This is a genomic window from Bradyrhizobium sp. BWA-3-5 (assembly GCF_032917985.1).
In the GTDB taxonomy this organism is placed as follows: domain Bacteria; phylum Pseudomonadota; class Alphaproteobacteria; order Rhizobiales; family Xanthobacteraceae; genus Bradyrhizobium.
Genome location: NZ_CP136626.1, coordinates 7,223,850 through 7,248,295, shown reverse-complemented (window position 1 = coordinate 7,248,295; position 24,446 = coordinate 7,223,850). Strand labels below are relative to the sequence as shown.

Genomic DNA, 24,446 nt, shown 5'->3' with positions numbered 1-24,446 from the left:
GATCTCAGGGATGAACGAACTGGATTTCAGCGGCAGGCAGGTGCTGGTGGTGGGCGGCTCCAGCGGCATCGGCAACGGCATCGCGCAGGCGTTTCGCGCCAAGGGCGCGAAGGTCGCGGTCTGCGGCAGGCGCAACAGCGCCGCCGATTATTCGCCCGACGAAGGATCGCATCTCGACGGGCTCGACTATTTCCAGCTCGACGTCAGTGATGCGCAAGCCATTCAATCGTTCAAGCCATCCTTTGAGACGCTCGACGTGCTGGTGCTGGCGCAAGGCGCGGTAATCTATCGCCGCGGCGAGTTCGAGATGGACGGCTTTCGAAAAGTGCTGGAAGTGAATCTGATAAGCCTGATGGCGTGCGCAACCAAATTTCAGTCGATGCTGAGCGTGGCAAAGGGTTCGCTGATCATCGTCAGTTCGACCGCCGCCTATCACTCCACCATGGGCAATCCCGCCTACAATGCCTCCAAGACCGGTGCGGTGGGCCTGACGCGCACGCTAGGCGAGGCGTGGGCCGAAAACGGCATTCGCGTCAACGGCATCGCGCCCGGCCTCGTCGACACCAAGATGACCAAGGCGACGACGGCAAATCCAAAACGGCTGGAAGGCGCGCTGGAACGGATTCCGCTGAAGCGGCTCGGCACGCCCGCCGATATGGCAGGTGCCGCCTTGTTCCTCGCCTCGCCGCTGGCGTCCTACATCATCGGCCAGACCATCGTGGTCGATGGCGGGCTGATCCTGTAAGCCCGGCACCAAGCGTACCGGCGGTTTGGGTGGTCGGAACCCGGACGGGGGCTCGTCGGTTACTCCTCTTGAAAACAGGAGTGACCGCGATGGACAAGGATCGGATTGTCGGCTCGGCGAAAGATTTTGCCGGTAAGGTCGAAGGCACGGTCGGTGATATGGCCGGCGATGCCAAGACGCAGGCCGAGGGCCGCGCGCGCGAAGCCGCCGGCACGGTGCAAAATCTCTACGGCCAAGCCAAGGACGCCGCCCGCGACGCCACCGACACCGCCGTCAACTACGCCAAGGATGCTTACGAGAACAGCGGCGAGACGGTTCGCAGCGGCCAGAAGGCAGTGGCGAAAACCGTGCAGGAAAACCCGCTGGGTGCGCTGCTTGTCGCCGGCGGAATTGGCTTTGCGTTGGCGCTGTTGATGACGCGCCCGCCACGCCGCCCGCCGCCGCGCTGGCGCTATTACGGTTAGGCATGCCGTCCCCACAGGTTCATCGGGCGATGCGATGCATCGTCCGATGATGCGTGAACATGGTCCTCGGCGTGAGGCGTCAGAAATTATCGTGTGAAGTTGCCGGGCGGGACCTCGGCCGCGCGCCCGACGTTACCTGGCGGACGCGGCACGCCGGGGGCAAACGGCCCGCGCGGCGGTGCCGCCGCAGGTGGAGCAGGCGGCCGCGGTGCTGCGCCGAAGCCGCCGAAGAAGTCACGCAGCGACGGCCCGTTGTTTTGCGCCGGCCGAAGCTGCATCGGCGGCGGAGGTGGCGGCGGTAGTCTCCTTTGCTGCTGCTGCACTTGCTGTGGTGGCGGCAACAAAAGCTGCTTTTGCGCGGGCGCTGCCGCCACCGCGCCACCGGACGGGGCGGCCGCAACCGGCGCATCACCTCTCGCGGGCTCACGGCCGATTTCCCGGCGGGGCCACATGTAGTCGTCGGCGCGGCCGGCAGGCGGTGCCAGCGCTTCACCCTTCACCAGTGTGCGAGCAGCGAGCGCATCGACGGCGGCGGGACGCGAGCCGGGACCACCGAGCAGCTGGTCGGTGCCGACGGAGGAAGCCACCAGCGGCATGACCGGTCCGGCCAAGGGCCGCGGCGCCGGCTGGCCGGGCGTGACGTTGGCTTCGGGCGCGGTCGGCTCGATCGGCACCGCGATTGGCCCCGAGCGTGCCGCGAGCAGGCGCGTCACCTCGCGCTCGACATAATGCGCGAGCTTGCGCGCGCCGGGCCGGGTGAAGAAGACGCCATCGGCGGTGCGGAGCTGGCGGATCTGCCCTTCGAAGTCGGGGCCCTTCTGCAGGAAACGGCCGGCCTCGTCGACAAAGCCGTCCCAGATATCGACATAGGTGATGCCCGCCTTGCCTGCGCCATCGCGGTAGAGCGCATCGAGGAACAGCATGTCGGCCGTTCCCTTTTGTCCGCGGATCGCCGGCAGGCCGACCCACAACACCGGCACGCCCTTGGCTTTCAGGATGCCGATCAGCTCTTCGATCTTCTTGGCGTAGAGCTCGACCCAGCGCTCGTCGCGGAATTCATAGAGCCCGCCGCCCGAGCGCGCGCTCTTTTCGGGGGCGGCGGTTTGCGGCGTGTCGTTGTCGGCATCGTCAGGCGACAATTCGGCATCGACCGGCTTTTCGTCGCGCTTTGCGGTGTCGGTCGCGCCTTCCGGCTTCTTGCCATCCGCAGGCTTGGCGTCCGGCTTGCCGCGGGCGTCCTTCTTCTCATCCTTCTTGTCGGTCTTCTTCTCGGTGACCGCCTCGCGGATCGCGACGCGGTCGTTGAGGCCGAGCATGACGACGATGGCATCAGGCTTTTCGGTCGCGAGGATGGCCTTGGCGGCCGCGGCCCAATCGGCAGGCTCGCCGCGCGGCTGATACTTGATCAGGCCGGAGACGGTCTTGTGCTTGCGGATCACGCCCATATCGGGCTGTTCGGAATAGGCGTCTTCCAGGCCATAGGCGAGCCAGTCCGCCATGGCGTCGCCGAGCACCAGCACGTTACGTTCCGGTACGGTGTCGCGCTTGGCGGGGCCGGGCGCGCGGGAGAAATCCTGGCGCGGTGCCTGGGGTTGCTGCTGCTGCTGGAAGGGCGCAAAGAAATCGCCGCCAAACCAGCCGCCGCCACGCTGCGGCGCCTGTCGCTGCGGCGGTCCGCCAAAGCCGCCGAAGTTGAAGAACTGCGCGGAAGCCGGGCCCACGATCCCGACCAGAAGCGCGATGACAACTGCCAGCACGGCCAGCGGGCCGGTGTCGGTGAACACGCGCAAGAAGGACTTTGGCTTTCGCATCCGGCTCGGTCGCAAAATGGATCGTGAAGCGTCAAATATAGTAGCGGAATCGGGCCGCAAGCGGGCAGATTTTCCCCATAAACCGGTGTTCCGGCCCGAGCGTCAAGGCTTCTGCCGAATCGTGGTTTTCAGGACGCCTTTTAACTCCGGAAAGGGGTAATTCAACGCCCTCTCAGCCGTTCCAGCACGTCCGCCGAGGCAAATCCGTCCGCCGGCGCCCCGATCGAGGCTTGGAAGCTGCGCAGCGCCTCCCGGGTCTGGCCGCCGAACTGGCCGTCCGGGGTGCCCTTGTAGAAGCCGCGCTGGGCCAGGAGCTGCTGCAATTCCAGCCGCTCGGCACGCGACAGCACCCGTTCCTGGCGCGGCCAGGCTTGCACGAAAGGCGGTGCGCCACGCAACCGGTCGGCAAAATGGCCGATCGCCAGCGCATAGGCCTCGGCCGGGTTGTATTTCATGATCACCCGGAAATTCTGCAGCATCAGGAAGCCCGGCCCCTGCATGCCGGCCGGCGCTAGCAGGTAGGCCTTTTCGGTCGCATCCGGGAACGGCTTGCCGTCGGCCCGGGTCAGGCCTTGCGCCTGCCATTGCGCGACCGTCATCGCCTTGGACTTGTCCGCCAGCATGAAATTGAAGCCCTGCGGCAACACCACCTCGTAGCCCCAGCTCCGCCCGGTCTGCCAACCGTCCTTCTTCAGGTTGTTGGCGGTGGAGGCGATCAGGTCAGCGGGATTGTCAACGACATCGCGGCGGCCATCGCCGTCGCCATCGACGGCATAGCGCTTGAAGGCGGTCGGCATGAACTGGGTCGGTCCGAACGCGCCGGCCCAGGAACCGCGCATCTGCTCGATACTGAGATCGCCGCGGTTGAGGATTTCCAGCGCGGTGAGGAATTCATCTTTGAAATAGGCCTGGCGGCGGCCGATGCAGGCCAGCGTCGCCGTCGAATTCACCACGCTGCGGTCGCCGATCTGCGTCGAGTAGTTGGACTCGATGCCCCAGATCGAGGCGATGATGTAGCGGTCGACGCCATAGGCTTTCTCCACGGCATCGAACTGCGGTTTGTATTTCGCGAGGATTTCGCGCCCCTTGGCGAGGCGGTTGTCGTTCACGAGAATGTCGAGATAGTCCCAGATCGCCTTGGTGAATTCGGGCTGCGAATCCATCAGGTCCATGATGCGCAGATCAGGCTCCAGCCCTGCAGTGAAGCGCTGGAAGTTTTCCTGGCTGATGTTGCGCCGTGCGGCATCAGGCCACATCGAGGCGACGCAGTTCTGAAAATTCGCCGCCGCCTGGCGGATCGCGTCGGCGGTCATCAGGGGATGGCCGGAGGCGCCGTCCTCGCCGCTCCAGGGCGGCGGCGCGCCGTTTGGGCCGGGCGCGGCCTGCGGCGTCGGGCTGGCGTTTGGACCCGAGAAGATGTTGTCCAAAAAGTTCGAAATCCCGTCCTTGCCCGAGGATTGGGCATGGGACGGGGCAACCAAGGCTGCCGGACAGGAACACAACAGCGCGGCCGCGATTAGGATCGTGCCGGCCCGTTTGCTCATCGCTCGTTCAGCTAAGCCCATGCAGTGTCCGTCCGTCGTTTTTCACCCCGGTTCTAAAGGCCCGGTCACGGTTTCCAATAGCTTAACAAAGGGCATTTTGTTGTCGCGCGCCCCGCGCGCAAGGGGACCATACATCCGCCTTTGTTCAGGGCTGCAAACCGGCTATCAACGTGCTTTCAAAGCACTTTCCTCATTTCTAAGGCTACCGACATCCCATGAAGATCCGTAAAGCCGTTTTCCCGGTCGCCGGTCTCGGCACCCGTGTCCTGCCCGCCACCAAGGCGATGCCGAAGGAGATGCTGACCATCGTCGACAAGCCGTTGATCCAATATGTGGTCGACGAGGCCAAGGAGGCCGGGATCGAACATTTCGTCTTCGTCACCGGCCGCAACAAGGGCGTGATCGAAGACCATTTCGACCGCATGTTCGAGCTCGACACCACGCTGGCGCAGCGCGGCAAGAAGGCCGAGCAGGACATTCTGGCGCGCGACCAGCCCGAAGCGGGCGCCATGAGCTTTACGCGCCAGCAGGCGCCGCTCGGTCTCGGACATGCCGTGTGGTGCGCGCGCGACATCGTCGGCGACGAGCCGTTCGCGGTGGTGCTGCCGGATGAGCTGGTGCTGAACAATCCGGGTTGCCTGAAGCAGATGATCGAGGCGGCGAGCCAGCTCGGCGAAAAATCCAACCTGCTCGCGGTGGAAGCCGTGCCTGACGATCTCACCCATCAATACGGCATCTGCGGTGTCGGCGAGCGCCTTGCAAGCAACATGTTCGAAGTCGACGGCATGGTGGAGAAGCCGCCGAAGGGCTCGGCGCCGTCAAATCTTTCGATCACCGGTCGTTACATCCTGCAGCCGGAAATCTTCAATATCCTGGAGAAGCAGGAGCGCGGCGCGGGCAACGAGATCCAACTCACCGATGCGATGAAGACGCTTGCCAAGACTCAGAAATTCTACGGCGTCGAGTTCGAGGGCGAGCGGCACGATTGCGGCTCGAAATCCGGCTTCCTGCGCGCCAACATCGCCTACGGCATGGCCCGCGATGAGCTGCGCGACGGCCTGCGCGCGGAGATGAAGAAGTATCTCGATAAATGACGTGAGGCGCGAAGCGTATTTTGCGTTCCTCTGCTGTCATCATCCCCGAAAGCGGATGATCCAGTACTCCGCGGCGTTGGTGGTCGATCCGAAGCGGCGCGGCGTACTGGATGCCCGCCGGAGCCTGTCATCTGGCCGGCCAGAGGCCGGACCGGGTGGCGGGCATGACGACACCGTGCCCTAAGCCACCAGCGCGAGCTGCGGGATTGCGGCGACCACGGACTGGTTGCGGCCGTTGGCCTTGGCGGCGTAGAGCGCCTTGTCGGCAGCTTCGATGAGGTCGGGCCAGCCGAACGATCCCGCCGGCGTCATGCTCGCCACGCCGGCGCTGACGGTCGTCACGCCCGGATATTCCGACCATTGCTCGACCTTCAGTCGGATGGCCTCTGCAACAGCGAACGCTTCGATGGCCGACAGACCCGGCAGGAGCACGGCGAATTCCTCGCCGCCGTAGCGCGCCGGACAATCGCCGGCGCGTCGCACCGCGTCCGAAATGCAGATCGCGATGCCGACCAGCACCTGATCGCCGGCCTGATGTCCGTAGGTGTCGTTGTAGGCCTTGAAGTGGTCCGCGTCGATCATCAGGACCGCGACCGGCGTCTTGTTGCGCGCCGCCCGCCGCCACTCGGCGTCGATCTCGATATCGAACTTGCGCCGGTTCTTCAGTCCGGTGAGCGAGTCCGTCGTTGCAAGCTCCTCGAGCTTCTCCTCCGCCTTGGCGCGGCGGCCGATCTCGCGGGCGAGGAACAGCGTGGTGCCGACCACGAACAAGGTCAGCACCAGCATGATCGCGCCGATCCGCAGCGCTTCGCGGTGCCAAAGTTTTAAGATGCTCGCCAGCGGCTTGCCGACCACGACGAAAAACAGGCTCGTCGTACCGGCGCGAACGAACAGCCGTGGGGTCGGATCGACCGGGCCGACCCCGGCAAAAGATCCGCCGTCCTTCAGGTTCGCCGGATTCCACCGGGGACGCTCGGCCAGATTCTTGCCGATGATCTCAAGGCCGAACGGTTTGCGCATGATGATGGTTCGATCCTGACGCAGCACCGTGATCGTATCGCCGGGATCGAGCGTGAGCCGGCCGAACAGTTCATGGAAATAGCTGAAGCGGATCGAGCCCACCACGACGCCAAGGAAGCCGCCGTCGGAATCATTGATGCGCCGGCTGAACACAATCGAATAGGCACTGCGACGCAGCATCGGACGGCTCATGTAGAGCCCGACGTTGGAATTGGCGCGATGGATCTGGAAATATTCCTCGTCACTGCGATCCTCCGGAGCCGGGTCGAGGCTCGCCGCATCGATGCTCAGCTTGCCGTCGGCATCGAATACCTGGATCGCGCCGAAGTGCTTTGCGGTCGCGGCATGATCGAACAGGATCAGATGACGGATCTCCTTGCTGACCTTGTGGATCTCCGGAATGACCAGATTGCTGGCGACGTTGCGCAGCGACAGATCGTAGAGCTCGATGTTCCGGGCGATATCGGCATCGATGCCGGCAGCGAGATTTTCCAGCGTCTGGCGCGCGAGTTCTTCCTCGCCGCGACGCATGTCGAACATCACGCTGGTGCAGATCGCCGAGAAGCCGATGACGGTTGCGATCGACGAGGCGATCAGCAGCTTCACGGACAAGCGCCAGCGCCGGCGGCCGGAGGCTTTCCCGAACCAACCCCTTCCGATCGCGTCGCTTTGCCGTCCGAATAGCATCGTCTGTTCCTGGCCATCCGGTATGCGCTGGATTAATTGTTGCGGCCTTAAACGGCCGGCACGTTATGATAGAGAGTTAACGACCGGTTGCCGGCGCCGACGGTTTTCTGCAGATCACCACCGAGGACACGCGTGAACGTTTACGACCCGTTGCGGGACTATCTTAAGGCGCAGACGCGCGCGGAATTCGTGCTGAGCTTCGAGGAGATCGAGGAGATCATCGACGCCGCGTTGCCGCGGGCGGCACACCGCGCCTCCTGGTGGGACAGCCTGCGCAGCCCGCAGGAGAAGATGCCGCAGCGCGAGGCGTGCCTTGACGGAGGCTACATCGCCACCCGCCAGGCGGACGGGAAGAGCGTGAAGTTCAAGCGAATGCCGTCGAGGCGGTGAGTTACGCCAAGATCCCTCTCGCGCGGCTGTCATCATCCGCCAACGGGTCGCGCGAATGCGCGCCCGATGACAGGCTCAGGCGGATGATCCAGTATGCCAGAGGCATTGGTGACTGAATTAAAAGGCCGCGGCGTACTGGATACCCCGCCTTCGCGGGGTATGACGACGCGTGTGAACGCCGCGTGTCGCTGACGAAGAGATCAGCTCGCCGCTTCCAGCCGCTCTTCAGTCAGCAGCCGCATCGCGGCATCCGCATCCATCGGCTCGCCGAAGGCAAAGCCCTGCGCGTATTCGCAGCCGAGCTGATAGAGTTCGACCGCATCTGAATCCGTCTCCGCGCCTTCCGCCACCACGTCCATGCCGAGGTCGTGCGCCAGCGCGATGATCGATTTGAGGATCACCGGACGCGTGCCGCGGCTGGTGGTGCGCACGAAGGACTGGTCGATCTTGATGGTATCGAACGGGAAGCGCTGCAGATAGGCCAGCGAGGAATGGCCGGTGCCGAAATCGTCAAGCGACAGGCCGGTGCCGAGCTCGCGGATGCGCGTCAGCATCTGCGCGGCGTGCTCGGGATTCTCCATCACCAGCGATTCCGTCAATTCAAGTTTGAGCGTGCCGCGCGCCACCGACGAGCGCGACAGCACGGTGCGGATGTCGTGGATCAGGTCGTGCCGCAGCAATTGCCGCGAGGAGACGTTGACGGAAGCGAAGATCGGCTCGCGCGAACGCATCGCGCGCTGCCAGACCGAAAGCTGACGCGCCGTCTGGTCGAGCACGAACATGCCCAGATCGACAATCAGGCCTATCTCCTCGGCAATCGAGATGAATTCCGAAGGGGACATGCGGCCGAGTTTGGGGTGATCCCAGCGCGCCAACGCCTCGAAGCCGGCGATCGAGCGGTCTTCCAGCCGCACGATCGGCTGATACAGGATGGTGATTTCCTGCCGCTCGATGGCGCGGCGCAGCTCGCTTTCCAGCGTCAGGCGATCGGTTTTCCGCGCGCGCATGGCGGGCTTGTACACATCGATGCGGTCGCCGCCGATACGCTTGGAATGATACATCGCAAGCTCGGCGTCCTTGATGATCTCGTCGCTAAGCGGCGTCTGCGGATCGGAGAGTGCGAGGCCGATCGAGGCGGTCAGGAAGATTTCGCGGTCGTTGAACGCGATCGGGGCGCGGATCGTCTTGCGGATGGTCTCGGCGAAATTGGTGATCCGTGCCGGGTCCTGCTCCGACAACAGGATCAGGCCGAACTGGTCGCCGGCGAGCCGCGCCAGCGTGTCCTGCGGCTTGAGGATGCGGGTCAGCCGCCGAGCCAGCGTCAGCAGGATGGAGTCGCCGACCGCGATGCCGACGGAATCGTTGACCTGCTTGAAGCGGTCGAGGTCGATCACCATCAGCGTCGGCCGCAGGTTCGGCATCGCCTTTGTGAAATTGGCGACCGCGCCGAGGCGGTCCATGAACAATTTGCGGTTTGGCAGGCCGGTGAGGTTGTCGTGCACGGAGTCGTGCAGCATGCGCTCTTCGGCGTTCTTGAACTCGGTGACGTCGGTCAGGGTGCCGACGACGCGCGACACTTCGCCGTCGGAGCCGACCACCGGGCGCGCCTTCAGCGCGAACCACATGAAGTGGCCATCGGGCGTGCGCAGGCGGAAATCCTGCACGAGGCGGCCGCGGCGCTGGTCGAGCACGCTGTCGAGCGCGGCGCGGAAGCGGTCCTGGTCGAGCGGATGCAGCACCTCGAGCCATTTAGCGGCGGGACCTTCCAGCGTGCCGCGCTTCAGGCCCAAGAGGCTTTCGGTCTCCGGGCTGGTGAACACCTTGTCGGCGGAGACGTCCCAGTCCCAGATCAGGTCGCCGGAGCCGGTCAGCGCCAGCGCACGGCGCTCGACGTCGGAGACGATGCCGGTGGTCGCTCCGCCGCCGGCGAAAGCGTGCTGCATGACCGTAAATCCGATCAGCATCACGATCAGCACGAGGCCGCCGAGCAGGGCAGGGCCGACGATGTCGTTGGTAACGGAGCCCGCAACCGTCATGCCGGCCGCGATCACCCAGACCACCAGCAGGAACCAGGTCGGGATCAGCAGCACCGCGCGGTCGAAACCATGCGTCGAGAGATAGACGATCAGCGCAAAGCCCGCGAAGGCAATCAGGACCAGCGAGATGCGCGCAATGCCCGAGGCGACCGCAGGATCGAACAGCGCCAGCCCTACCAGCGAGCCGAGAAAGGCGAGCCAGCCGACAGTGATGTGGGAGTAGCGCACATGCCAGCGGCTGAGATTGAGATAGGCGAACAGGAACACCAGCAGCGTTGCCGCGAGGATCGCTTCGCCCGCCGCGCGCCAGACGCGCTCGGCGTTGTTCGACATGTCGAGCACCTTGCCCCAGAAGCCGAAATCGACGCCGATATAGACCAGCACCGCCCAGGCAAGCGCGGCGGCGGCCGGGAACATGATGCTGCCCTTCACCACGAACAAAATGGTCAGCACCAGCGCCAGGAGGCCGGAGATGCCGATCACGATGCCCTGGTAGAGCGTGAAGGAGTTGACCTTGTCCTTGTAGGCGTCGGGTTCCCAGAGATAGAGCTGCGGCAATTTGTCGGTGCGCAGTTCCGCCACGAAGGTGATGACCGCGCCGGGGTCGAGCGTGATGCGGAAGATGTCGGCGGTCGCGCTCTCCTGCCGCTCGGGCCGGTCACCGGTGGACGGCGTAATCGTTGCGATGCGTGACAGGCCGAGGTCGGGCCACAGCAGGCCGGACGACACGATGCGGTAATGCGGGGCGACGATCAGGCGGTCGAGCTGGTCGTCGGTGTTGTTGGCCAGCGCGAACACCACCCAGTTCTGCCCACCCTCGCGGGCGCGGACCTCGATGCGGCGGACGATGCCGTCGGTTCCCGGCGCGGTCGAAACCTGGATGCGATCGGTTTCGCTGCGCTGATGGTCGAGGACGGCGGTGAGATCGATCGCAGGCGCGTCGCTGCGGACGCTGACAGCGTCAATGGCGTGCGCCGAAGGGGCCGCCGCAACAATCATGAGGCCCAGCGCAAGCAGCGCCAGGCACCTGATTAGACGCAATGTCAGTACTCCGCGACCAACGATTCTCCCGGCCCAGCGAACGGGTCGGCGTAGCCGCGATAAATGACATGAAAGCAAATCGAATCAAAGGGTTTCCACCTTGACTCCGCGGGTGATCGGTCAAACCTCCAACACAATTTTGCCAATATGTGCTGACGTCTCCATCCGCCGGTGCGCATCGGCGGCTTTTTCGAGCGGGAATGAGCTGTCCATCAGCGGTTTTACGCGTCCTTCGCGCAATAGTGGCATCACCTTGGCCTCGATTGCGGCGACCATCGCGGCCTTATCCGCATTAGTACGGGGGCGCAAAGTGGAGCCGGTATGGGTCAGCCGCTTCACCATCACCTTGGCAATATTGACGCTGACCTTGGGCCCGTTGAGGGTTGCGATCTGCACGATGCGGCCATCGACGGCGGCGGCGTCATAATTGCGGTCGACATAGTCGCCGGCGACCATGTCGAGGATCAAGTTGGCGCCGACATTGTTGGTCTCCGCCTTGACCACGGCGACGAAATCCTCGGTTTTGTAGTTGATGGCGCGGTCGGCGCCGAGTTTGAGGCAGGCGTCGATCTTGTCCTGCGAGCCGACGGTCACGATCACCTTGGCGCCGAATGCCTTGGCAAGCTGGATTGCCATGGTGCCGATGCCGGACGATCCGCCATGGATCAACAGGGTTTCACCTGCCTTGAGGGCGCCGCGCTCGAACACATTGTGCCAGACCGTCATCAGCGTTTCCGGGATGGCGCCGGCTTCCTGGATCGAGAGCGCGGGGGGCACCGCCATCGCCTGCGCATCTTGCGCAATGCAATATTGGGCGTAGCCGCCGCCCGCGACCAGCGACATCACTTTGTCGCCGAGCTTGTGCTTGCTCGCGCCTTCGCCGAGCGCGACCACCTCGCCGGCGATCTCAAGGCCGGGCAGGTCGCTGGCGCCGGGCGGCGGCGGGTAGGCGCCGGAGCGCTGCGCGACATCAGGGCGGTTGACGCCGGCCGCCATCACCTTGACCAGGATTTCGCCCGGACCGGGCTTCGGCACGGCGCGGGTTTCCGGCAGCAACACCTCGGGACCGCCGGGCTTGCTGATGCCGATGACAGTCATTTGCGCGGGCAGCTTTTCCATGATTTGTCCTTGCGAAAGGCTGAGAATGAAAGCCGGCCCTTGATTAGCCAGCCCGGCTGCGGCTGGCAACCGCGTGAGGGGGTGGCCAGATCTGCAGGCAAGTGAACCTGCAGGCAAGTGAAGAAGGGAGGAAGCGCATGGCGATCGAGGACGACGACAAGCCACGGAAGAAAATCAGCCACGAGATCGGCCAGGACCTGTCGCTGCTGTCAGTCGAGGAATTGACCGAGCGCATTGCGCTGCTGAATGGCGAAATCACCCGGCTGCAGGAGGCGGCAACAAAGAAGCGTGCCTCCAAGGACGCCGCCAACGCAATCTTCAAGTCATAGCGGAAGTGTGCCGTTGTTGCCGTTTTCCGACCCGGATAGCGTCGCCCGCTATGCCGAAGGCCCCATACGTCAGGTTCCGGGATTTCTCGCCCTGCAACAGATGACGCGGCTGCTGCTCGCTGAGAGAGTCCAGGATGATGGCCATGTGCTCGTCCTCGGCGCCGGCGGCGGGCTGGAGCTGAAGGCTTTTGCAGAAGCACAGCGCGGATGGCGCTTTTGCGGCGTCGATCCGTCAGCGGAGATGCTTGGTCTGGCCGAGCGTACGCTTGGTCCGCTCGGCTCGCGCGTCGACTTGTGCCAAGGTTATATCGACAGCGCACCATCGGGACCGTTCGATGCCGCGACCTGCCTCCTGACCTTGCATTTCATTCCCGAGCAGGAGCGCCGGCGCACGTTGATCGAGTTGCATCGGCGGTTGAAGCCCGGCGCCCCGCTCGTCGTTGCGCATCACAGCTTTCCGCAGGACGACGGCGAGAAAGCAAAATGGCTCGCGCGCTATGCCGCCTTTGCGGCTGCGTCCGGCGTACCCGCGGCACACGCCGAGAGCGCCATCGCCGCCATGAGCGAACGCTTGCCGCTTTTGTCCCCGCAGCAAGACGAAGCGCTGTTGCGGCAGGCGGGATTTGCCGATGTGGCGCTGTTCTACGCAGCTTTCACGTTCAGAGGGTGGGTCGCGTACAAAGCGTAATTCCGTTGCGCTGGGCCGCTGCACGACTTGAGCCGGGTTAATTTCCAAAACTCGGCCAATGGCCGACATGGCAAACAAAGTCTAAAAAAAATCGCTCGTTTACGACCCGTTAAGCTTTCTCGATTATGACTGTCATTGTCCTCGTTTGGACACCGAGTGGCTCCTGTCCACTCTGTTTGACGCCTCCCTGTTATCAACTTCAAAAGCCGCCGGAAACGGCGGCTCTTTTTTGTGTGCGCCACGGCTATTTTGTGTCCCCACGGGCTGGAAACCATAAATTTGGTTGCCGCTGGACTCTCGATCTCCCCCGAGCAATGATTTGTTCATCATAAGCCGGTGAGTTCACAGCCGGCGGGGCAAATAGTGGCGTGAGGGCGTTAACCATGGCGGACCGTCTGCAAAGCGATTCCGCGCTCGTTCTGTTCAGCGAGCGGCTTACCAATTCAGCAGCATTCGGAACGCTTTTTCGGGAAGGCATGGATCTGGTTGAGGAAACCGCCGCCTATCTGGACGGCGAGGGCCGCACCGAGGCCAAGGCGCTTGAGCGTTCGGTCAGTCTCACTTACGCGACCGAAAGCATGCGCCTCACCACGCGCCTGATGCAGCTGGCGTCCTGGCTGCTGCTGCACCGCGCGGTCAAGGAAGGCGAGATGACGCTGACCCAAGCCAACCGGGAGAAGACCAAGGTCAAGCTCACGGCTGCCGATCCCGGTCCCCAGGACATGATCGAAAAGCTGCCGCAGCAATTGCAGGATTTGATCGCCCGCTCGATGAGCCTGCAGGCCAAGGTCCGCCGGCTCGACAGCTCGATCCACGCGCCGCCAGCCGAACGCGCGCCGATCGGCAACCCGCTGGTGCCGCAGCTAAATCGCCTCAAGGCGGCGTTCGAGCAGTAAGGGCAAGACTCTCTCCGCTGTCATTGCGAGGAGCGTTAGCGACGAAGCAATCCATTTCTCCGCTTGCCACGCGATGGATTGCTTCGCTGCGCTCGCAATGACGGGGATGGGCTACTGCCACAACAAAAAACGCCCCGGCTGACCGGGGCGTTTTGCATTCTGGGCAGGATCAGAGCGGGTCCGAGACCCTCAGTCCTTCTTGAGGAAGCCCGAAAACTTCTTCTGGAAGCGCGACACGCGGCCGCCGCGGTCGAGGATCTGCTGCGAGCCGCCGGTCCAGGCCGGGTGCGACTTGGGGTCGATATCGAGGTTCAGCTTGTCGCCTTCCTTGCCCCAGGTGGAGCGGGTCTGATACTCGGTCCCGTCGGTCATCACGACCGTAATCGTATGATAATTCGGATGAATTTCGGCTTTCATGGCATATCCTTCGGCGCGCCGGCGCCCATCTGAAATGTCGGGGTATACGGGATTTGGCGGCTCTATAACGTAAGCCGCCCGCCAAAACAAGCTACGTATATGCCCTGATTGGGAATCTCCCGGATTTGCCAGAGGGGGGCACGGAGGCCTATCTGAGGGCGGAAAAACCGGTCGGATTTCATGAGCGCAGTGGAACAGATTGAAGCCCCTCGCGGCACGCCGCCGCGCGACGCCCTGCTTGACGAAGAGGCGTTCATCGAGACCCAGCTGACGCAGTCGCCGGCCAAGACCCGGGCGAGGCTGCGGCCGCTATTGGCGCTCGCGCCCTATGTCGCGCGCTACCGCGGACGCGCGCTGCTTGCCTTCATCTCGCTGACGGTTGCGGCGATCACGACGCTGGTGGTGCCGATCGCGGTCCGCCGGATGATCGATTTCGGCTTCAGTCCCGAAGGCATCGCGTTGATCAACAGCTATTTCAGCGTCATGATCGCGGTCGTCGCCGTGCTCGCCGCGGCCAGCGCTTCGCGCTACTACCTCGTGATGACGATCGGCGAACGCATTGTCGCCGACCTCAGGCGCGACGTGTTCGCGCATCTGGTCTCGCTGTCGCCGGCCTTTTTCGATTCCGCGCGCTCGGGCGAATTGGTGTCGCGACTGACGGCGGATACCACCCAGATCAAGTCCGCCGTCGGCGCCTCGGTGTCGATCGCGCTGCGCAACATGATGCTGTTCATCGGCGCCACCGCCATGATGGTGATCACGAGCCCGAAACTGTCGGGTTTCGTGCTGCTGGCGATCCCCGTGATCGTGATCCCGCTGGTCGCGTTCGGGCGCTGGGTGCGGCGGCTGTCGCGCAACGCACAGGATACGCTGGCCGATGCCTCTGCCTACGCCTCCGAATTGGTCGGCGCCATCAGGACCGTGCAGGCCTATACCAGCGAGCGGCTGGCAGCCAGTCGCTTCGGCGGCGAGGTCGAGCAGGCCTACGAGGCGGCGCGCAGCTCGACGCGGGCGCGCGCGGTGCTGACGCTGATCATCATCTTCATCGTGTTCTCCAGCGTCGTCGCCATCCTCTGGGTCGGCTCGCATGATGTGCTGACCGGCCAGATCACGCCGGGCCGGCTCGGCCAGTTCGTGCTGTATGCGGCGTTTGCCGCCACCGGTCTCGGCCAGCTCAGCGAGGTCTGGGGCGAGGTCTCGGCGGCGTCGGGCGCGGCCGAGCGGCTGTTCGAAATTCTTCGGGTCAAATCGCAGATCACGGCGCCGCCGCAGCCGGTCGCGCTGCCGCAGCCGGCGCGCGGCGATGTCGGTTTTGAAAAAGTCAGCTTCGCCTATCCGGCACGGCCGGACGTGCTTGCGGTCGACAACGTCTCGCTGTCGGTCAAGGCCGGCGAAAAGGTCGCGATCGTCGGGCCCTCGGGCGCCGGCAAGAGCACGCTGTTTCATCTATTGCTGCGCTTCTACGATCCGGCGCGCGGCACCATCTCGCTCGATGGCGTGCCGATCAAATCGGCCGATCCGGTCGATGTGCGCTCGCGCATCGCGCTGGTGCCGCAGGATACCGTGGTGTTCGCCGCTACCGCGCGCGAAAACATCCGCTTCGGCCGGCCGGATGCCACAGATGCGGAAGTCGAGCGCGCTGCCGACCTGGCGCATGCATCCGAATTCCTGCGCCGGCTGCCCGGCGGCTTCGAGGCGCAGCTTGGCGAGCGCGGCGTGACGCTGTCGGGCGGCCAGCGCCAGCGGATCGCGATCGCCCGCGCCATCCTGCGCGATGCGCCGCTGTTGCTGCTGGACGAAGCCACCTCCGCGCTCGATGCCGAAAGCGAGACGCTGGTGCAGACCGCGCTGGAAGAGTTGATGCGCCACCGCACCACGCTGGTGATCGCCCATCGCCTTGCGACCGTCCTGTCCTGCGACCGCATCATGGTGATGGACCAGGGCCGTATCGTCGAGCAGGGCACGCATGCGGAGCTGGTTGCAGCGAACGGGCTCTACGCGCGATTGGCGCGGCTGCAATTTGAGGGCGTGTAGCCGGGAACCTAAAGCGCCACCTCGTTGTTGCCTGACCATGATTCTGAAAGGTCAGCTCAACAGGAGACGGTTATGCCCTTCCGCCGCGGTGGTTTTGCTCTGACGCCTCCCTCGGTCGCTATCTTCCTGGTTTCGTTCATCCTGGCAGTCTGCGCGCTGCTCGTTCGCTACGCGCATGTATCCATGCCGATCATCACGCCGGCGCATGTGTTCGACGTGCTGGCGATTGCCTATGTGGTGTTGACGGCAGGCGTTTTGATCCGCGGCGTATGACGGCTGCCGCATTGGGCACGACGTCGGGATCATCTCTCGCCGACTACCGTTCCGTCAGCTTCAATTCGATGCGGCGGTTGCGCTTGTAGGCGTCTTCGTTCGGCGCGTTGTCGAGCGGCTGGAATTCGGCAAAGCCGGCGGCGACCAGCCGCTGCGCGGGGACGCCGAGGAAGATCAGATACTGCACCACGGAGATGGCGCGCGACGACGACAATTCCCAGTTCGACTTGAACAGCGGCGAATTGATCGGCCGCATGTCGGTGTGGCCGTCGACCCGCAGCACCCAGGCGATCTCGGCCGGAATCTGCTTGTCGAGATCGATCAGCGCGGTGGCGAGCTTGTCGAGCTCGGCGCGGCCCTCAGGCAGCAGCAGCGCCTGGCCGCTATCGAAGAACACTTCCGACTGGAACACGAAGCGGTCGCCGACGATGCGGACATCCGGGCGGTTGCCGAGAATGGCGCGCAGCCGGCCGAAGAATTCCGAGCGGTAGCGCGACAATTCCTGCACGCGCTGCGCCAGCGCGACGTTGAGGCGCTGGCCGAGGTCGGCGATCTTGCCTTGCGATTCCTTGTCGCGCTTCTCGGAAGCTTCCAACGCTTCCTCAAGCGCCGCGAGCTGACGGCGCAGCGCGCTGATCTGCTGGTTCAGCACTTCGATCTGCGCCAGTGCCCGCGTGCTGACGCTCTTTTCGGATTCGAGCGCCTTGGTGAGCTCGTTGGCGCGGCCTTGCGCGTCGCCGCCGGCGCCGGACAGCCCCTCATAGAGCCCCTTGATGCGGTCGCGCTCGCCCTCCGCGGCGGCGAGGCCGGCGCGCAACTGCGTGATCTGGTCGTCGAGCGCCAGCTTGCCCAGCTTTTCCAGCGACAGGAGGTCGTTGAGTTGCGCGATCTTGGCGTTGAGCTGCTCCAGCGCCTTGTCCTTGCCGGTGACCTCCTGCGACAGGAAGAACTGCACCACCAGGAACACCGACAGCAGGAAGACGATCGACAGCACCAGCGTCGAGAGCGCGTCGACAAAGCCCGGCCAGTAGTTGAAGCCGGATTCACTGCGGCGGGCGCGGGCGAGGGCCATTTTGAAATCTCCGACAATCTCGTGTCCCGGACGCGGTGCAGCGTGAAACGCTGCTCCGCAGAGCCGGGATCTACTCGCGGTGGGTCCCGGCTCTGCGTCGCATCACTGGCGTGCTGCGCCGCGTCCGGGACATGAACATTTGCCCTTCAGCTCTTCTCGGGCTGCTTGGCGATCCGCTCCAAGAGCTTCTTGATCTCGCGGTTCTGCTCGCCCTGGCCATCGGCCCATTCGCGGATCATCTGCTGCTCGGTGCGCATATGCGCGACCAGGCCCTGGATGGCCTCGGCGAGATTGGCCATCGCCGCCGTGGTGCTGCGGCTGCCGCCGCCCTCCTCGACCACCGTGCGGATGCGCTCCATGGCATGCTGGATTTCACCTCCCATGCCGTCGCCATATTCGCGCACCGTGGAGGCAAGCCAGTCCTCGAGGTCGGTATAGAAGCGGTTCTGCGCCTGGCTCGACTGCAGGTCGAGGAAGCCCAGGATCAGCGAGCCGGCAAGGCCGAACAGCGAGGACGAGAATGAGATGCCCATGCCGCCGAGCGGCGCGGCCAGCCCCTCCTTGAGGGTATCGAATACGGACGCGGCGTCGCCGCCGACCTTCAGGCCGTCGATCACCTTGCCGACGGAACCGACGGTCTCGATCAGGCCCCAGAAGGTGCCGAGCAGGCCGAGAAAGACCAGCAGGCCGGTCATGTAGCGGGAAATGTCGCGGGCCTCGTCCAGCCGCGTCGCGATCGAATCAAGCAGGTGCCGCATAGTCTGCTGCGAGATCGTCATCCGCCCGGAGCGCTCGCCGCCGAGGATGGCCGCCATTGGCGCCAGCAGTTTTGGGCGCCGCTCCAGCGCCAGCCCGGGATCGGCAATCCGGAAATTGTTGACCCAGGACACTTCGGGATAGAGCCGGATCACCTGCCGGAACGACAGGATGATGCCGATCAACAGCACCCCGCCGATCAACGCATTGAGGCCGGGATTGGCAAAGAATGCCAAGATGATCTGCTTGTAGAGCACGACCATGACGAGTGCGCACAGCACCAGGAACACCAGCATCCGCACCAGGAAAATCCGGGGCGAGGACAGTTTGCTCAGTTCGATCTCCATATCGGAGCGGGAGGAGGGGCCTGAGGGCATTTGCGGGTGTCATCCGTTACGAAAGGCCGCACTGGCGGCCAATATGGCACAGCGGGCCGGATAGAAAAGCGGCAAGCCGTCATTTCGGGCAGGCAGTACGAACCCTCTTCCCGAAACCCGGCTTTGACGTCAGCGTATTTGGGAACTGCTCGATGTCCAACCGGGATTTTTCGTGACGCTTTCGCCACGCAGCCGGTTTGATCCCCGACCTCCAGAATTGGTTAACGCCGAGGTGGAACGGTTTTCGAGCACGGAGGAATGCCTCGATGACCCGCGGCGAGATCCGGCGATGCTCGCGGTCCAAGGCAACGACCAACGACAGCGTACCGATCGACGGGACGTAGCCCGGGTTGCTGCCCGTGCAGCAGCCGGTCATGTGTCAGAGCCGGGTGAACCCAACTCCAGGGCATTGGACGAATTGCGTAGGTTTTTCGCTTGCGATTCGCCTCATCCGCGCGTCGCGCTCAACCCATCCGGTTAGGTCGGAATTAACCGAATCATGGCGGAAGCCGCAGCAACACGCATCGACTGCAACCGCGTGCAGTCAAACGACGTGTTCTGAGCGGCTCACGTCTGGTTCCTACGCAAGCGTGGCGATGGAACCCGGCTCACAATCGAGTGAGTCCTCCGAAATCAGCGCAAATTCAGGGCGATAGCCTCATGTGACATTGGGCCGCCGCGCCGACTATTTGCATCGCAGCAGGCTACCCCTATCCTCTCTGCCATCAACCGTGAGTTCCAAGATTCTCTACCACAACGTCGCGAATGCTCAATTCGCGCTTCCAACCTGAACTGGGGCAATACCTTCAATGTCCGGACTACGAACGCGATCGGCCTGCATCGTTTTGATGTTGACTGCGATGGCGCCGCTTCTAACTGGCTGTAACGAACCGCACGCCGCGGCCGCCGCGGCCAAACCTGCCGAACCCGAGGTCGGCACCTTTACCGTCAGATCGCAGGCCCGTGCCCTGGTTCGTGAACTGCCGGGCCGGATTGCGCCCACGCGGGTTTCCGAGGTCCGCGCCCGCGTGTCGGGCATCATCGTCGAGCGCCTGTTCCAGCAGGGCACCGAGGTGAAGGCCGGCGATCCGCTCTACCGAATCGATCCGAAACCGTTCGAAGTGGAACTGCAGGCGAGCGAAGCCGCGCTCGACAAGGCGGTGGCGGCACTTGATCTGGCAACCCAGCATGCGAAGCGAATTGCGACGCTGACCAGCCAGCGCGCCGCGCCGGAGGTGGAGAACGAGAAGGCGATCGCGGCGCAGCGTCAGGCGGAGGCCGAAGTCGGCGCCCGCAAGGCCGAAGTCGCGCGCGCCAAGCTCAATCTCGATTATGCGACGATCCGCGCGCCGATCAGCGGCGTGGTCGGCGCCGCGCTGGTTAGCGAGGGCGCGCTGGTGGTGCAGAACGAGACCACCAGCCTCGCCACCATCCAGCAACTCGACCCGATCTATGCCGACTTCACCCAGTCGGTTTCCGAGATGCACAAGCTGCGCCGCGCCTTCGACAGCGGCGATCTTGACCGGATCGCGCCTGACACGGCCAAGGTCCGCCTCGTGCTCGACGACGGCACAGTCTACCCGATTTCCGGCAAGCTGCTGTTCTCGGAAGCCAAGGTCGACGCCTATACGGGGCAGGTCACGTTGCGCGGCCAGTTCCCGAATCCGAACCGCGAACTGCTGCCGGGCATGTATGTCCGCGTACTGATCGAGCAGGGCATCGATTCCGATGCCATTGCCGTGCCGCAGCAGGCGATCCAGCGCGACGCCGGCGGCGGCAGCGAGGTCTTTGTGGTCAAGGAAGACGGCCGGATCGCGACGCAGCCGGTCCGCACCGGCGCGGTGCAGGACGGCCTCTGGCTCGTCAGCGAAGGCCTGAAGGACGGCGACCGTATCGTGGTCGACGGGTTCCAGAAGTTCGTTCCCGGCGACAAGGTCAAGGCGAAGGCGTGGATCGACGCGGATGCCTCGGTTGGTTCGGTATCGAGTGCGCCGGCGACCCAGGCCGCACGCTGAGCTGATCGATGCCTAGCTTCTTCATCGACAGGCCGATCTTCGCCTGGGTGGTCGCGCTTTTCATCTGCCTGATCGGCGCAATCTCGATCCCGCTGCTCGCGGTCGCGCAATATCCGATCATCGCGCCGCCCTCGATCTCGATCTCGACGAGCTATCCCGGCGCGTCGCCGGAAAACCTCTACAACAGCGTCACGCGGCTGATCGAGGAGGAACTCAACGGCGCCAACGGCATCCTCAATTTCGAATCGACCTCCGACTCGCTGGGGCAGGTCGAGATCATCGCCAACTTCGTGCCGGGTACCGAGACCAGCGCGGCGTCGGTGGAGGTGCAGAACCGCATCAAGCGCGTCGAGGCGCGGCTGCCGCGCGCCGTGATCCAGCAGGGCATCCTGATCGAGGAAGCATCCAGCGCGGTGCTGCAGATCATCACGCTGAACTCGACCGACGGTTCGCTCGACGAAATCGGCCTCGGCGATTTCATGATCCGCAACGTGCTCGGCGAGATCAGGCGCATTCCCGGCGTCGGCCGCGCCACGCTCTATTCGACGGAACGCTCGCTGCGGATTTGGGTCGATCCGGCCAAGCTCGTCGGCTACGGCCTTACCGCCGACGACGTCAACAAGGCGATCACGGCGCAGAACGCGCAGGTCGCCTCGGGCAGCGTCGGCGCCGAGCCGAGCACGCCGGAGCAGAAGATTTCCGCGCTTGTGCTGGTCAAGGGCCAGCTTTCCTCGCCGGAGGAGTTTGGCGCGATCACGCTGCGTGCCAACGCAGATGGCTCTACGGTGCGGCTGCGCGACGTCGCGCGCATCGAGATCGGCGGCCTCAGCTACCAGTTCAACACGCGGCTGAACGGCAAGCCGACGGCGGGCCTCTCGGTGCTGCTGTCGCCGACCGGCAACGCGCTCGCGACCGCCAGCGCGGTCGAAGCCAAGATGAAGGAACTGTCGAAGTTCTTTCCGGCCAATATCTCCTATGACATCCCCTACAACATCACGCCGGTCGTCAAGGCCTCGATCAACAAGGTGCTGATGACGCTGGTGGAAGCGGTGGTGCTGGTCTTCATCGTGATGTTCCTGTTCCTGCAGAACATCCGCTACACCATCATCCCGACCATCGTAGTGCCGGTGGCGCTGCTCGGCACCTGCGCGACGCTGATGGCGGCCGGTTATTCCATCAACATGCTGACCATGTTCGGCATGGTGCTGGCGGTCGGCATCCTCGTCGACGACGCCATCGTCGTGGTCGAGAACGTCGAGCGCATCATGGCCGAAGAAGGCCTGCCGCCAAAGGAGGCGACGCGCAAGGCGATGTCGCAGATCACCAGCGCCATCATCGGCATCACGCTGGTCTTGATGGCGGTGTTCGTGCCGATGGCGTTCTTCCCGGGATCGGTCGGTATCATCTACCGCCAGTTCTCGGTCACCATGGTTTCCGCGATCGCATTCTCGGCGCTGATGGCGCTGTCGCTGACGCCGGCGCTGTGCGCGACGCTGCTCAAGCCGGTTCAGGCCGGTCACGGCCACGCCAGCAAGGGCGTGTTCGGCTGGTTCAACCGCGTGCTCGAGAGCGGCCGCGGCGGCTATACGCGTACCGTCAAGGGTTCGCTGAAGCGCACCGGGCGCTTGATGCTGATCTACGCCGTGCTGCTGATCGGGCTCGGCTGGGCGTTCGTCCGCCTGCCGGGCGGCTTCCTTCCCGTCGACGACCAGGGTTTCATCACCACCGACGTGCAGACGCCGTCCGACTCGTCCTATGCCCGCACCGAGGCTGCGGTCGAGCAGGTCGAGAAATATCTGCGCGAGCGCCAGGGTATCGAGGACGTCACGTTCCTGACCGGCTTCAGCTTCCTCGGCCAGGGCATGAACACCGCGCAGGCCTTCATCACGCTGAAGGACTGGAAGGAGCGCGGGCCGCAGGATTCCGCCGTGGCGATCGTTGCCGACATCAACCGCGATCTGTCGTCGATCCGCGACGCCAGGATTTCGGCGCTGCAGCCGCCGCCGATCGACAATCTCGGCAACTCATCCGGCTTTTCGTTCCGGCTGCAGGACCGCGGCCAGAAGGGCTATCCGGCGCTGGTCGCCGCCGCCGACCGGCTGATCGCCGAGGCCAATACCAGCCCGGTGCTGCAGAAGGTCTATGTCGAAGGCCTGCCGCCCGCGCCACAGGTCAATCTGTTGATCGACCGCGAGAAGGCCGGCGCCTTCGGCGTCACCTTTGAGGACATCAACCAGACGATTTCGACCAATCTCGGCTCGAACTACATCAACGACTTCCCGAACCGCGGGCGGATGCAGCGCGTCATCGTGCAGGCGGATCGCAGTAGCCGCATGAACGCGGACGACATCCTCAACTACAACGTCAAGAACAGCCGCGGCCAATTGGTGCCGTTCTCCGCCTTCGCCACCGTGCAGTGGCAGAAGGGCCCGACGCAGATCGCAGGCTTCAACTACTATCCCGCGGTGCGCATCTCGGGCGAAGCCAAACCCGGCTTCACCTCGGGCAACGCCATCGCGGAAATGGAGCGGCTGGCGAACAAGCTGCCGCGCGGCTTCGGCTATGAATGGACCGGGCAATCCTTGCAGGAAAAGCTGTCGGGCTCGCAGGCGCCGTTCCTGCTCGGCCTCTCGGTGCTTGTCGTGTTCCTGCTGCTCGCCGCGCTCTATGAAAGCTGGACCATTCCGCTCGCGGTGCTGCTGACGGTGCCGCTCGGTATCTGCGGCGCCGTGATCGCCGCGACCATGCGCGGCCTGCCGAACGACGTCTATTTCACCGTCGGCCTCATCACCATCATCGGCCTTGCCGCCAAGGACGCCATCCTCATCATCGAGTTCGCCAAGGATCTGCGCGCCCAGGGCAAGCCGCTGCTGGAAGCAACCATCGAGGCCTGCTCGTTGCGCTTCCGCCCGATCCTGATGACCGGCCTCGCCTTCGTCTGCGGCGTGCTGCCGATGGCGATCGCCACCGGCGCCGGCGGCGCCAGCCAGCAGGCGCTCGGCACCAGCGTGATGGGCGGTATGATCGCCGTGGTGATCCTGGCACTATTGATGGTGCCGGTGTTCTTCGTCAGCGTGCAGCGCGTGCTGGCGGGGGACCGGGAGAAGGCGGAGGAGCAGGCGGCGGCGCAAGAGCCGCATGGGCCGCCGGCGCCTGCCAAGTCCTGACTTGTCATGCCCCGCGAAGGCGGGGCACCCAGTACGCCGTGACAGTCGATTTCAGCAATATTGGCCGCGGCGTACTGGATCATCCGCCTTCGCGGATGATGACGGCGGAGCGGGTGGCGCGAGCTGCCCCGGCGGCTTCAATATCCGCACCAATTCCCCGTGCACAAACTCATTCCCGCACACCACGTGGCCGGTGGTCAGCGCATCGTCCTTGCCGCCGATATCCGAAATCGTGCCGCCGGCTAGCAGCGAAGCGACGCCATGTCACACGAGCGGAAGTCGTGTCGAACGACCAAGCAATGGCACCATTGATGATCGCCTCTGTAGCGTAGGGTATCTTCTCGCGAGCACGTCGCGCTCAAGGCTGATTACAGAAAAATTATCCCGCAGAGCTTCGTGCTCTGCGGGCCGCGCCGCCGAATCAGGCGGTAAAGCCTAGGATCCGCTTGTGCTCGAACCGGTGAATAGGAC

20 protein-coding genes and 1 pseudogene are annotated in these 24,446 nt (G+C 64.2%); 12 read left to right on the top strand and 9 right to left on the bottom strand.

Features of this window, described 5'->3' with window-relative positions; all coding sequences use genetic code 11:
* Positions 1-10: 10 nt before the first annotated feature.
* Positions 11-745: an SDR family oxidoreductase gene (locus RX331_RS34855; protein WP_317254094.1), complete on the top strand. Its 735-nt coding sequence runs from the start codon at positions 11-13 to the stop codon at positions 743-745.
* Between the two features lie 89 nt (positions 746-834).
* Complete coding sequence (locus RX331_RS34850; protein ID WP_317254093.1) at positions 835-1,209, top strand: CsbD family protein; 375 nt, start codon at positions 835-837, stop codon at positions 1,207-1,209.
* Positions 1,210-1,295: 86 nt separating this feature from the next.
* On the opposite strand, the gene RX331_RS34845 is transcribed toward RX331_RS34850, so the two are convergent.
* Positions 1,296-3,020, bottom strand: a complete 1,725-nt coding sequence (locus RX331_RS34845; RefSeq protein ID WP_317254092.1) for a DUF459 domain-containing protein — start codon at positions 3,018-3,020, stop codon at positions 1,296-1,298.
* A 161-nt stretch (positions 3,021-3,181) separates the two neighbouring features.
* Positions 3,182-4,564 (bottom strand): lytic murein transglycosylase, encoded by a 1,383-nt coding sequence (locus tag RX331_RS34840; RefSeq protein ID WP_317254091.1) that lies wholly within the window; start codon positions 4,562-4,564, stop codon positions 3,182-3,184.
* Between the two features lie 215 nt (positions 4,565-4,779).
* Between RX331_RS34840 and galU the strand changes: the two genes are divergently transcribed.
* The gene (gene galU / locus RX331_RS34835) at positions 4,780-5,658 is read left to right on the top strand and encodes a UTP--glucose-1-phosphate uridylyltransferase GalU (protein WP_317254090.1); all 879 of its coding nucleotides are present in this window, start codon (positions 4,780-4,782) and stop codon (positions 5,656-5,658) included.
* Between the two features lie 55 nt (positions 5,659-5,713).
* On the top strand, positions 5,714-5,842 hold the full coding sequence (locus tag RX331_RS34830) for a hypothetical protein (protein WP_317254089.1): 129 nt from the start codon (positions 5,714-5,716) through the stop codon (positions 5,840-5,842).
* On the opposite strand, the gene RX331_RS34825 is transcribed toward RX331_RS34830, so the two are convergent.
* Positions 5,839-7,365, bottom strand: coding sequence for a diguanylate cyclase (locus RX331_RS34825; RefSeq protein WP_317254088.1), 1,527 nt, complete (start codon positions 7,363-7,365; stop codon positions 5,839-5,841). The genes RX331_RS34830 and RX331_RS34825 overlap by 4 nt on opposite strands.
* Before the next feature lie 132 nt (positions 7,366-7,497).
* Here RX331_RS34825 and RX331_RS34820 point away from each other — a divergent pair, with 132 nt between their 5' ends.
* Complete coding sequence (locus RX331_RS34820) at positions 7,498-7,755, top strand: hypothetical protein (RefSeq protein WP_317254087.1); 258 nt, start codon at positions 7,498-7,500, stop codon at positions 7,753-7,755.
* Between the two features lie 200 nt (positions 7,756-7,955).
* On the opposite strand, the gene RX331_RS34815 is transcribed toward RX331_RS34820, so the two are convergent.
* Both RX331_RS34815 and RX331_RS34810 read right to left on the bottom strand, forming a co-directional pair.
* Positions 7,956-10,832, bottom strand: a complete 2,877-nt coding sequence (locus RX331_RS34815) for an EAL domain-containing protein (protein WP_317254086.1) — start codon at positions 10,830-10,832, stop codon at positions 7,956-7,958.
* Between the two features lie 120 nt (positions 10,833-10,952).
* A complete protein-coding gene (locus tag RX331_RS34810; RefSeq protein WP_317254085.1) occupies positions 10,953-11,951 on the bottom strand; it encodes an NAD(P)H-quinone oxidoreductase in 999 nt (332 codons plus the stop codon).
* Positions 11,952-12,088: 137 nt separating this feature from the next.
* On the opposite strand from RX331_RS34810, the gene RX331_RS34805 reads away from it, so the two are divergent.
* From RX331_RS34805 to RX331_RS34795, 3 genes are all read left to right on the top strand, one after another.
* Positions 12,089-12,280: a DUF1192 domain-containing protein gene (locus RX331_RS34805; RefSeq protein ID WP_317254084.1), complete on the top strand. Its 192-nt coding sequence runs from the start codon at positions 12,089-12,091 to the stop codon at positions 12,278-12,280.
* Positions 12,281-12,293: 13 nt separating this feature from the next.
* On the top strand, positions 12,294-12,968 hold the full coding sequence (locus tag RX331_RS34800; protein ID WP_317254083.1) for a class I SAM-dependent methyltransferase: 675 nt from the start codon (positions 12,294-12,296) through the stop codon (positions 12,966-12,968).
* 383 nt (positions 12,969-13,351) lie between these two features.
* The gene (locus tag RX331_RS34795) at positions 13,352-13,864 is read left to right on the top strand and encodes a DUF1465 family protein (RefSeq protein WP_317254082.1); all 513 of its coding nucleotides are present in this window, start codon (positions 13,352-13,354) and stop codon (positions 13,862-13,864) included.
* Between the two features lie 189 nt (positions 13,865-14,053).
* On the opposite strand, the gene rpmE is transcribed toward RX331_RS34795, so the two are convergent.
* Positions 14,054-14,281, bottom strand: coding sequence for a 50S ribosomal protein L31 (gene rpmE, locus RX331_RS34790; protein ID WP_057833964.1), 228 nt, complete (start codon positions 14,279-14,281; stop codon positions 14,054-14,056).
* A 180-nt stretch (positions 14,282-14,461) separates the two neighbouring features.
* Here rpmE and RX331_RS34785 point away from each other — a divergent pair, with 180 nt between their 5' ends.
* Together RX331_RS34785 and RX331_RS34780 are read left to right on the top strand one after the other, a co-directional pair.
* Positions 14,462-16,315 carry an ABC transporter ATP-binding protein/permease gene (locus tag RX331_RS34785; RefSeq protein WP_317254080.1) on the top strand — a complete coding sequence of 618 codons (1,854 nt, stop codon included), beginning with the start codon at positions 14,462-14,464 and terminating at the stop codon, positions 16,313-16,315.
* A 72-nt stretch (positions 16,316-16,387) separates the two neighbouring features.
* Positions 16,388-16,588: a hypothetical protein gene (locus RX331_RS34780; RefSeq protein WP_317254079.1), complete on the top strand. Its 201-nt coding sequence runs from the start codon at positions 16,388-16,390 to the stop codon at positions 16,586-16,588.
* Between the two features lie 43 nt (positions 16,589-16,631).
* On the opposite strand, the gene RX331_RS34775 is transcribed toward RX331_RS34780, so the two are convergent.
* Positions 16,632-17,660, bottom strand: a complete 1,029-nt coding sequence (locus tag RX331_RS34775; RefSeq protein WP_317254078.1) for a peptidoglycan -binding protein — start codon at positions 17,658-17,660, stop codon at positions 16,632-16,634.
* 146 nt (positions 17,661-17,806) lie between these two features.
* Positions 17,807-18,793 (bottom strand): flagellar motor protein MotA, encoded by a 987-nt coding sequence (locus tag RX331_RS34770; RefSeq protein ID WP_317254077.1) that lies wholly within the window; start codon positions 18,791-18,793, stop codon positions 17,807-17,809.
* A gap of 809 nt (positions 18,794-19,602) precedes the next feature.
* On the opposite strand from RX331_RS34770, the gene RX331_RS34765 reads away from it, so the two are divergent.
* Complete coding sequence (locus RX331_RS34765; protein ID WP_317254076.1) at positions 19,603-20,808, top strand: efflux RND transporter periplasmic adaptor subunit; 1,206 nt, start codon at positions 19,603-19,605, stop codon at positions 20,806-20,808.
* An 8-nt stretch (positions 20,809-20,816) separates the two neighbouring features.
* The gene (locus RX331_RS34760; RefSeq protein WP_317254075.1) at positions 20,817-23,975 is read left to right on the top strand and encodes a multidrug efflux RND transporter permease subunit; all 3,159 of its coding nucleotides are present in this window, start codon (positions 20,817-20,819) and stop codon (positions 23,973-23,975) included.
* Positions 23,976-24,110: 135 nt separating this feature from the next.
* Here the strand turns inward: RX331_RS34760 and RX331_RS34755 are convergent.
* A pseudogene (locus tag RX331_RS34755) lies at positions 24,111-24,218 on the bottom strand (inositol monophosphatase); the annotation flags it as partial.
* Positions 24,219-24,446 lie beyond the last annotated feature (228 nt).